Below are 11,540 nucleotides of genomic sequence, written 5' to 3' on the forward strand. Positions count from 1 at the left end.
CCCACCTACCTCGCCGCCATCGCCGCGGAGATCAACGACCGACCCCGTAAGATCCACGACTGGAAGAAGCCCAGCGAGGTATTCACCGAACTCCTCGAAGCAGATGCTTCCACCGCCTGAACTCGCCGGGTTCTGGCGGTCCGGTTCAGCCGAATGGTGGCTTGTTGTCGATCTGTCCAGGTTGAAGAGTTCCGGGTGCGTTGACTGGGGTCGCGCCTTTACCGGCGCGTGGTGAATGGATGGGTTATCTGTGCTTGGACGACTTGGCGTGCTCGCGTGCGCGCTCAGCACGATCATGATCGCGCTCCCGGTGACTCCCGCCGTCGCGCAGCCGTCTTCGGAGCCCGTGGTCGCGGTCACTGAAGCCGCTACGGAAACGGCCGCGCGAGCGGCCGCGCGGACTTCGGGCGAGCGCGTCGAGGTGCTCGACCAGCGGTCGGAGTCGGCGCAGGTGTTCGTGAACCCCTCGGGGTCGCTGACCTTGGAGCAGACCGGGAAACCGGTGCGGACCAGCAAGAACGGGGCGTGGGTCGACATCGACACGTCCTTGCGGTTCGACGGTGGCCGAGTCGTCGCCGGCGCGGTCGCGGTCGACGTGAGCTTCTCCGCGGGCGGTACGGCGCCGTTGATGGAGTTGAACCGGGACGGGAAGCGGTTGGCGGTGTCGTGGCCCGAATCGCTCCCGGTGCCGGTGCTCTGGGAGGACACGGCGACCTACCAAGAAGTGCTGCCAGGTGTGGACCTGCAGTTGCGGGCGGAGGCCGGTGGCGCGCGGTCACTGGTGGTGGTGAAGGACCGCGCCGCGGCGGCGAACCCGGCGTTGGCGGCGCTTCGGTACCCGTACCGCACTTTCGGCCTGCGGCTACGCCAGGAGGGTGATTCAGGCGCTGTGTCCGCTGTGGACGACTCGGGCGCGGTCGTGTTCGCGGCGGCCACGCCGGTGATGTGGGATTCGGCCGACACCCTGCCAACCGCGCGTGGCGACGAGAACTCCGCGACGGAGGCACCCTCGCGCAACGAGACCGCGATGCCGGTGCGGCTCGACGGCGCCGAGTTCGCGGTCGTGCCGGACGCGTCAGTGCTCTCGGCACCGGACACGGTGTACCCGGTGTCGATCGATCCCTGGTTTACCGCGGACACGTGGGCGTGGACGTATGTGAACCGAAAGTTCCCCAACCAGTCGTATTGGTCCTCCGGGCGGGAAGTGGGGACGAACTCAGGTTACGAGTCGACCGACGCCACGACGCAGCGGGCGTACTTCCGGATGGGGACGGGCGCGGTGAACGGCAAGGACATCATCAGCGCGACGTTCCGAGCGAACATGTACCACAGTTGGTCGTGCACGAAGACGGAGACGCAGCTGTGGGCGGGTGGTGACATCGGGCCGGGGACGACGTGGAACAACCAGCCGTGGCGGCGCTACATCTCGTCGGTGACCGCGGCGAAGAAGTCCGGTGGCGCGGGGGATTGCGCGCCGGGTTTCGTGGAGTTCGACGCGAAGTCGGCGGTGGTCGAGGCGGCGGCGAACAACTACGCGAACACGGTGTTGTCCTTGCAGGCGCCGGTGGGCGCGGAGGACGCGCACGACACGCAGTCGTGGAAGAAGTTCAGCTCGGACCCGAAGCTGGTGATCGAGTACAACTCGGTGCCCGATACCCCGTCCGGTCTCTACGCCGACATCAACCTGCCGTGCGCCTCGGGGGTCGACCGGCCGATGACGAATACCTCGCCGACGTTGTTCGCGACGGGGACCGATCCCGACAGCGGGAATGTGCAGTTGCAGTACGAGTGGGTGAAGCTCGACGGCACGGCGGTGGGCAGCTACGCGACGTCGTTCCTCGCCTCGGGGACTCGGTTCTCCGCGGTGGTGCCGACCTCGGGGCTGGTGAACGGGGTCGCGTACAAGTGGCGGGTTCGTGCCGCGGACAGTCGGGTGTCCGGCCCCTGGAGCGGGTACTGCGAGTTCGGCTACGACACGTCGAAGCCGACGGCCGTGCCGGTGGTGACATCGTCGTCGTTCCCGGAGAACGATCTGGGGATCTCGGCCGGCTTGAGGGGTGAGTTCACGTTCACCTCGGCGGATTCGGACGTGTACGGCTACCGGTACGGGCTGACGGAGAACACGACGTACCTCGTGGCCGCGGGTGCGGGTACCGGGCGTCCGGCGACGGTGCCGGTGGTAGCACCGTCGAGCACGTTGTCGACGTTGTACGTCTACAGCGTCGACAAGGCGGGCAACCGGTCCGACACCTACCGGGCATACCCGTTCTACGCCGACGAGGCCGTGCCGGCCCCGCACGTCAAGCACGACATCAACGGTGACGGTCTGGCCGACGTGGCCGCCATGCGCCAGCTCGACAGCGACGAGTCCGACTTCCTGGCCTTCACCTCCTCCGGCGCGGGGTTCTACCCCGTGACCCAGAGTTGGTACAGCGGCCCGAACACGACGTTCCTGCCCGACCGCACCAAGGTCCTGGAGGGCGACGCCAACGGCGATGGCCGAAGCGACCTGCTGGTGCTGCGCGACGACGGCGGCTACCGGGTGACGCTGTGGGTGTTCTACGGCAACGGTCTCGGCTACACCGCACCCTCGGGCCCGGCCTGGGACAGCGGTCCCGGCGCGTGGGACCTCAACCGCGTCAAGGCCACCATCGGCGACGTCGACGGCGACGGCAGAGATGATGTCATCGCGGTCTACAACTACTTCAGCTCCACCTACTCGATCTGGACGTTCCTGAGTACCGCGACCGGTGCGCAGGCGCCCGCGACCTGGTGGAACAGCCCCGCGGGTTACGCGGACTGGTCTTACTTGAACGTCTTCTCCGGCGACTTCAACGGTGACGGCAAGGACGACGTCGGCTACACCCAGGACAACGGCAGCGCGCGGACCAAGCTCTGGTACCACTACTCGACCGGTTTCGCGCTCGGTGGCGGCACCCAGGTCTGGGACAGCGGTGTCAACGGTTGGGACATGTCCCGGGGCAAGTACCTGGTCACCGACGCCAACGGCGATGGCAAAGATGACTTGGTGGCGTTCTACAACTACTACAACGCCACGTTCAGCGTTTTCACGTTCAAGTCGACCACCACCGGCACACTGGCGCCCGCCGCCTGGTGGAACAACCCGGTTGGTGCCGCCGAGTGGGCGTGGATGCAACCCTTTGCAGGCGATGTCGACGGCGATGGGGATGGGGACATCGGCTTCGCCTACCAGTACGTCAACCGGCGCACCGCGCTGTGGTTGCACTACTCCACCGGGTCCGCCTACGGAGCTTCGGTGGAGAAGTGGAACAGCGGTGACAACGGGCTCGACTCCACCCGCACCCGATTCTTCTGACCCAACCTATTTCCCTTCCGCACGGTCATATCCGGCATATGGAGACCAGTCATGCCCGCAGCTCGATGGAAGCAGTCGTTGCGCCTGACGGCGGTGGTGGCGATCGCCGCCCTGGCGGCCGGGATGCTGCCCGCGTCGGTCGCCGCCGCCGCACCGGAGCGTGACCGCGAGATCGTGCTTCCCGCCCCCCAGCGGGAAGTCTCGGTCCCGGTGCGTCCCGCCGACGCCCCGCGCAAGAGCGACCCAGCGCCCAAGCACGCCTTGGCCGGGGCCCCGTCGGTGGCCTGGCCTAAGGGGATCGACGCCGAGGTCGACCTCAGCGCGGCCACCGGGCTGGTCAAGGCGGCGCAGTCTCCGCTGTCGGTGAGCCGACCACAGCAGGCCAAGGCAGGCTTGGCCGCGCCGGGCAAGGTCCGTGTGCGCACCGTGGAGACGAAATCGCCCGGTGCCCTAGCGTTCCGAGTGGACGGTGGGCAGGCCAAGCCGGGTGTGCGGGTGTCGGTGGACTACGGTCAGTTCCGTTCGGCGTTCGGCGGTGACTGGGCGGCGCGACTGCGGTTGGCGCGACTGCCGGAATGCGCTCTGTCCACACCGGACAAGCCGGGGTGTGCGCCCGTAGAGGTGGCGTCCAGCAACGATGTCAAGGCGGGCACCGTGGCAGCGGACGGCGTCGCCGACGGCGGCGTGTACGCCCTGCTGGCCGGACCTTCCGGCGGCGGCGGTGACTTCGGCGCCAGCGCGCTCGCGCCGTCGTCCACCTGGAAAGCAGGCGGGTCCTCGGGCGAGTTCAGCTGGTCGTACCCGGTACGCGTGCCGCCGACGCTGGGTGGCGCAGCCCCGGAGGTGGCGCTGGCGTACTCGTCGGGCAGTGTGGACGGTCGTACCGCGTCGACCAACAACCAGCCGTCGTGGGTCGGCGAGGGCTTCGACCTGTCCGTCGGTGGGCACGTGGAACGGCGCTACAAGGGCTGTTCCGACGACCTCGGCGGCAACAACGGGCAGACCAAGACCGGTGACCTGTGCTGGGGAGCCGAGAACGCGTTCGTCACGTTGGGCGGCAAGGCCAGTGAGCTGATCCGCAACGACGCCGACGGGGTGTGGAAGCTCAAGAACGACGACGGCTCGCGCGTGGAGAAGACCACCACCTCGGGCAACGGCGACAACAACGGCGAGTCGTGGCGCATCACCACCGTCGACGGCACGCAGTACCACTTCGGCACCCGCGCGGCGTCGAACTCGGTGTGGACCGTACCGGTTTTCGGCAATAACTCCGGTGAGGACTGCTACACCGCCGGTTCGTTCGCCACCTCGTGGTGCCAGCAGGCCTACCGCTGGAACCTCGACTACGTCGTGGACCCCAACGGCAACACCACGGTCTACACCTACCAGACCGAGTCCAACCTGTACGGTCGCAACCTCGCCTCGGCGGGCGCGACCTACCACCGCGGCGGCTGGCTCGACCGCATTGACTACGGCACCAACACCGCCGTGACCACCGCCCAGGCCCCGATGCGCGTGCAGTTCACCGCTGCCGACCGCTGCGTCACCGCGGGCGCCACGTGCACCTCGGGAACTCCGTCGAACTGGCCGGACGTGCCGTGGGACCAGAATTGCGCGAGCGGCACGTGCACGGGCAAGGTCTCGCCGACCTTCTGGAGCCAGAAGCGCCTGAGCAAGATCACCACCCAGGTCTGGGATGGCTCGACCTACCGCGATGTCGACTCCTGGACCCTGGACCACCGCTACCTCGACCCGGGCGACAGCACCAGCGCGGCGCTGTGGCTGGAGTCGATCAAGCACACGGGTCTGGTCGGCGGCACGGCGACCGTGCCGGAGGTCAACTTCAACGAGGTCCCGCTCAGCAACCGCGTCGACGGCATCGACACGCTGCCGCCACTGGTGCGTTACCGGATCTCTTCCATCGCCAACGAGACCGGCGGCCAGGTCGCCGTGCAGTACTCCGACCGCGAGTGCAACCGCACCGGCGTCATGCCCGCCTCGCCCGACTCCAACACCAAGCGCTGCTTCCCGGTCTACTGGACCCCCGAGGGCCAGTCGCAGCTGCTGGACTGGTTCCACAAGTACGTCGTCACCAGCGTCACCGAGTCCGACAACACCTCCGGCGGCCGACCGGTCCTCACCACCTACGAATACCCCGGCACCCCAGCCTGGCACTACGACGACGAGGACGGCCTCGTCCCGACGTCGCGCAAGACGTGGTCGCAGTGGCGCGGGTACGGACAGGTCGGCGTGGTCATCGGCGACTCAACCGTCACCAAGACCCGGTCGGTCACCACCTACCTGCGCGGCATGGACAACGACAAACTCGCCAACGGCACCCGCCGCGACATCTGGGTCCTCGACGGCACCGGCGGCACCATCGAGGACAAGGACCTCCTCGCCGGCTCGGTCCGCGAGACCGTGACCTACAAGTCGTCCACCGACAACACCGTGGTCACGGGCACCGTGGTCGACCCGTGGATCTCCCCGGCCAGGGCCACCAACGTCCGCCCCTGGGGCACTGCGACAGCACACCTGGTCGCGAACGTCAGCGCCCGCACCAGGGTCGCGTTGGCGGCGGGCGGGTGGCGCAACACCCAGATCGATACGACCGTCGACGCGAACACCGGCCAGCCGACCGCGGTCAACGACCTGGGTGACACCAGCACCGCGGCCGACGACACCTGCGCCCGCACCACATACGCCGCCAATACCCCGGCTTGGATGCTGGCGTTCCCCAGCCGGGTGGAGACCGTCGGAGTCGCCTGCACCGCCACGGCGACCTACCCGGCGGACTTGATCTCCGACAGCCGCGTCTACTACGACGGCGCCACGGTCCACGGCACCGCGCCGACGAAGGGCAACGCCACCAAGACCGAGACCGCGAAGGCGTGGGGCGGCTCGGCCCCGACCTACGTCACCAGCGACCGCAGCGCCTACGACCAGTACGGCAAGATCGTCGACTCGTGGGACGCCGCCGGCGAGCACAGCACCGTCGCCTACACGCCCGCCACCGGCGCGCCGATCACCCAGACCGTGGCCACCAACCCGTTGAACCAGGCGGTGACCACGACCATCGAACCCGCCTGGGGCGTGGCCACCAAGGTCACCGACGCCAACGCCCGTCGCAGCGAGTTCGAGCTCGACCCGTTGGGCCGCGTGCTCAAGTCGTGGAACGCGGGCCGGGACAGGGCGACCCAGTCGCCGAACGTCGAGTACGAGTACGTCCTGCGGACCAACGCCGCGAACTACGTGACCACCAAGACGCTGCGCCCCGACGGCATCGGCTACACCTACACGTATGCCTTCTACGACGGGCTGTTCCGCCCGAGGCAGAGCCAGACGCCGTCGCCGGGCCTCGTGGGCGGCCGGGTGCTCTCAGAACTGAACTACGACGCGCGTGGCGCGGTGTTCAAGACCAGCACGTTCTACAACAGCGGTCCGCCAGACACCTCACTGGTCACCCCGGTCAATGACAACGACGTCCCGATCCAGGCGGTCACCGAGTTCGACGGCGTCGGCCGCACGACCGCCACGATCACCAGGGAGATGGGCGCCGAGAAGTGGCGCACCACCCGGACCTACGGCGGCGACCGCGTCGACACCGACCCACCCGTCGGGGCGACACCCACCACGGTGATCACCGACGCCCGGGGCCAGACGACGCAGCTGCGCCAGTACACAGGCTCGTCACCCACGGGCGCCTACCAAGAGACCAACTACACCTATACCCGCGCGGGCCTACCGGCCACGGTCGCCGACCCCGCAGGCAACACCTGGCGGACCTCCTACGACCTGCGCGGCCTCAAGACCCGCGTCGAGGACCCGGCCACCGGCGTCTCGACGTTCACCTACGACGACGCGGGTCGGGCGCAGACGGCGACCGACGGTCGCAATCTCACACTCGCCTACACCTACGACGCGCTCTCCAGGAAGACCTCGCTGCGCAACGGTTCCCCGACGGGCACCAAGCGGGCCGAGTGGACCTATGACATGCCGGGCGGTCTCGGCCTGCCCGCGTCGAGCACGCGGTACGACAACGGCAACGCCTACGTCACCACGGTCAACGGGTACGACACCGCGGGGCGCCCCACCGGGGGCACCGTCACGATCCCATCAGCCGAGGGTGTTCTGGCGGGCAGCTACAGCACGACCGCGACCTTCCAGCCCGACGGCAGCCCGCAGTCGGTGACCCTGCCCAGTGGGGGCGGTCTGCCCAGCGAGACGCTGACGGTGGGTTACAACGCGATCGGCATGACCGACACCCTCACCAGCGTGCGGGGCTCGGTCACCGAGAGCCTGGTCAAGCAGTCCACCTACAGCGACTACGGCGAGCTCGGCCAGCTGATCGCGTCGAACGCGGCCACGGGCAAGAAGGTCACCCAGAGCTTCTACTACGAGCGCGGTACTCGACGCCTCTCACAGCTGCGGCTCGACCGGCAGGCCACGGGGCTCAACCAGGGCAACCTGTACTTCTCCTACGACGAGGCGGGCAACGTCACCCGCCAGGCCGACCTGCCCATCGGTCTGGCCTCGGATGTCCAATGCTTCCGCTACGACCACGTCCAGCGGGTCACCGACGCTTGGACGCCTACGGCCGACAACTGCGCGACGAACCCGACCACGGCCGCGCTTGGTGGCCCGGCACCGTACTGGCACTCGTACGCCTACGACAGCGTGGGCAGTCGCACCTCCGAGGTGTTGCACGCCTCGGGCGGCGACACCACTCGCACCTACACCTACCCCGCGGCCGGACAACCGCGGCGGACGAGCCTGAGCCAGGTCAGCACCGCGAAGACCGGTCAGACCACCACCACGGACACGTTCACCTACGACGACTCCGGTGACACCCTCAGCAGGAACGTGGCCGGGCAACCGGGGCACTCGTTGACGTGGGACGTCGAGGGCAAGCTCGCCTCCGACACCGCGGGCGGCCAGACAACGACATTCGTCTACGCCGCCGACGGCACCCGCCTGCTCCGCCGCGACCCCACCCACACCACGCTGTACCTGGGCTTGACCGAGCTCAAATGCAACCGCGCGAACAGCACCGTGACCGGCACCCGGTACTACTCGCACCTCGGACGTTCCATCGGTGTTCGCACCCCGGCGGGCCTGACGTGGACGGTCGGCGACCAGCACGACACCAGCCTGTTCACCGTCGACCCGGCAACACTCGACGTCCAGCGCAAGCGCGTCCTGCCCTTCGGCGGCGCCCGCGGATCGGCACCGTCGGCGTGGCCGGGGGAGCGGACGTTCGTCGGCGGCACGGCGGACGCGTCCACCGGCCTGACGCACCTGGGCGCGCGGGAGTACGACGCGACCACGGGGCGGTTCGTCTCGGTCGACCCGGTGCTCGACACGTCGAATCCGCAGCAGATGCAGGGCTACTCCTACTCCAACAACAACCCGGTCACCTTCGCCGACCCGTCCGGCCTGTTCTCCGACTGCGGCTGCCCGTCGGACAAGTACGGCGCCGACAACGTCCTCTACGAGTCCGACGGCACCAAGCCGCTCTCGGCCGCGAAGGCGGTCAAGTACCTGACCGTCAAGCAGCAGAACCGCTGGCAGTCGGCCGCGGGCAGGTACCGGCTCAAGCTCGACGCCGCCATCGCCAAGGTGTACAAGGACTGCGTCGGGATCAAGTCGGGCTGTCCCGCCGCGGTCCGGATGAGCCAGGCCAAGGAACGGTTCTTCGACACCCCGATCCCCCCGACCACCATGCAGGACGTCTACGCCGCCTGGCGGGACATCGGCAAGACCATCATCGACTGGACCACCCCGGTCTACGACATCAAGAACTGCGTCGAGAACGGCGGGACCATGGACTGCGCCGCCGTCGCGATCAGCGCCGTCCCCGGCGTCGGCAAAGTGGCAGGCAAGGTCGGCAAGGACCTGCTCAAGGCAGGCGAAGAAGTCGCCGAAGACGCTACCAAGGTCGCCGGGAAGGCTGACGAAGCCACCAAATACAACCCCGCCGGTGCGAGTCCTGGTGCCAGTCGATGGTTGACGCGCACAGAAAGGGCTGATGATCTTTCCAAGAAGTACAAGCAAGGTCAGTCGACTCGCGACCCGGCTTCGCAGTGGTACCATGAGGAACTGAGTGACGACGATCTTTTGCGCAGTATCAACAACGCTGCTGAAGGTGAAGGAATTATCGTGTCGCGCTCCGGTGTGGTCCTTGGAGGTCATCACCGGCTGGATGAGCTCAAAAGAAGAATCGACGCTGGGAGAATCGACCCGAGCACGTCAGTCCGTGTCCACGTCTACGATGGAGAATAGTTCATCCAATGTCGATAATTGATCCAACTGACTCGGACTTTCGAGTGGCGCAGATTGACTTTGGCACCCTGCTTGAGATCCAGTTGGAGGCAGAACACCACGGATGGGCGACTCGGTGGACGTCGGTTGGCGCGCTGCGGAGTCAAGTCAAGGATGATATCGTCCTCCTTCGGACTTGGAAGCGCGAGATGTGGGACGGAGCGGTGCGAACCTACCGGTGTGTTGTGTTGTTCTCGGCCGCCGGTGACGAAAATGCCGGGGGGGTTGCGACAGTTGACCTCAGTCCGGCAAGGTGTGAAAACCTGGTTCGACTCGATCGGGATCCGGATGTGCGTAGCGCGTTCGTGCGGGTGTTCGCACTTGCGCTGGGCGGGTTCTCGATGATCTCGAAGGTGTAGCCGGTGGCTGAGGTGATCTCATCAACAGGGATTTCGGCGTTGCGATCCTGGCAGTATGCGACGGAACGCTCAGGTTGGCGCGGAGAGATCGAGTCCGGATGGGAAGTCTCCAGTGGTCACCTGTCGTATCGCACTGGCCGTGCCCCGCGAACTCGCCTGGTACCTGGCCGCCTCGGCGAGAAGACCACCAGCGTGAGACGTGAACGGAGCGGCCGGTGGCATTCCGGCAAGGCTCGCGAGCCCCGGTAACGTCAGCCAGGCCGTGGTGGCGCCCGGGCGAGTCCCATCGTGGGTCTCCGACGGCGAAACCGGCTCGGTGCACGGTCTGCCGCGGCCCCGCCACCACGTGCTCGGTGCCCGTGACTGGGCCGCCTCTGGGACAGGTGAAAGTTCAACCCATGATCGAGTCTGAGGTGATCGCCGCGGTGACTCTGGCTGTGGACGTCAGTCGAGAACTTGATGATGACCACGTCGAGTTCTGGAGGCTGGCCACGAACCTCCGTCGGTCATTGCCCTCGGCCGATGGCGAACTGATCCGGGGTCTCGCCCGCGCCGTGCTGGTGGCCCTGCTGGACCGCGGTGTGGTGTTGGGCGACCTGGATGGTGACACCGGGGAATTCACGGCGTGGCCCGCGACCGTGGCCTCGATCGACATCGCGATGGCCGCGTGGCGGAGTCTTGGGCGTGACCCGGACATGGGTGAAATCGCCTGGCTGTCGCGACCATCCAGTCTCGACGACGGAGACTGATTGCCAGCGCACGTCCTTCAACTTGTCGACCTCGGTCGGAGAGGGATGTAAGTGTTCTGGGTGCGTGATCTGGTGCCCGCTGGGGACGGGCCAAATCTCGAGTTCGACTACTACGTGCCGGTTTCTGTCACCTGGCCGGGCTATCACGCGCGCTTGGGGGCTCCTCGGACTGTCGTGGTGGACGGTGGTGCCTGTGGGTCAGTGGAGCTCAAGCTCGACCGTGAGTCGGACGCGTTGGTGGACGTGGTGCTGATCTCGGCGGGGCGGCCGGAGGTGTTGGTCGAGGAGGTGGCGTTGCCTGCGGGTGAGCGGGTCGTGCCGGTGTTGCGGAGACCGGACGATGTGCTCACTGTCAAGGGGCCGGTGCGGGTGCGGGCGTTCGCCAATGTGCTGTGGTTCGAGTGGGACGACTCGGCTGGTGCGCGGCTGGTAGGCGGTGGACCTGTCCGGCTTGTGGTCACCGACGATTCCCGGTTCGTGGGGTTGGTGGTGGAGTGGGGGAAGCAGCAGTACGACGAGTTCGCAGCCCAGTTCAGCCGATCCTGATCACCGTCGTCAGGCCAGGCTGAACGCGCGAGGAGTACTGGTTCGGTCGCGGTTGGTGGCTGTCGAGCGGCACCTGCCACGAACTCACGTCGTTCAGGCGCGGGGACTGCTCCGAGATTGGTTGACACCTGACCTGTGAGGGCTCGCGTCCTCGCTGGAAGGATGTCTCTGTGCCCAAGCCATACCCCAGGGAGTTCCGCGACGATGTCGTCGCTGTCGCGCGCAAGG

The 11,540-nt window shown here is 67.3% G+C and carries 4 protein-coding genes and 1 pseudogene; all 5 read left to right on the top strand.

The genetic code is table 11. The features are described 5' to 3' along the window. Window positions 1-120, top strand: a pseudogene (locus QSK30_RS37250) (IS30 family transposase); the annotation flags it as partial. 130 nt (window positions 121-250) lie between these two features. Beyond that, entirely contained in the window at window positions 251-3,337 is a 3,087-nt protein-coding gene (locus QSK30_RS36040) for an FG-GAP-like repeat-containing protein (protein ID WP_285509902.1), read from the top strand. A gap of 51 nt (window positions 3,338-3,388) precedes the next feature. Further along, a complete protein-coding gene (locus QSK30_RS36045; RefSeq protein WP_285509903.1) occupies window positions 3,389-9,619 on the top strand; it encodes an RHS repeat-associated core domain-containing protein in 6,231 nt (2,076 codons plus the stop codon). 796 nt (window positions 9,620-10,415) lie between these two features. Then, window positions 10,416-10,766: a hypothetical protein gene (locus tag QSK30_RS36050; protein WP_285509904.1), complete on the top strand. Its 351-nt coding sequence runs from the start codon at window positions 10,416-10,418 to the stop codon at window positions 10,764-10,766. Between the two features lie 201 nt (window positions 10,767-10,967). Then, entirely contained in the window at window positions 10,968-11,312 is a 345-nt protein-coding gene (locus QSK30_RS36055; RefSeq protein WP_285509905.1) for a hypothetical protein, read from the top strand. The last annotated feature ends 228 nt before the right edge of the window (window positions 11,313-11,540 follow it).

This window comes from Actinokineospora sp. NBRC 105648 (assembly GCF_030269645.1).
In the GTDB taxonomy this organism is placed as follows: domain Bacteria; phylum Actinomycetota; class Actinomycetes; order Mycobacteriales; family Pseudonocardiaceae; genus Actinokineospora.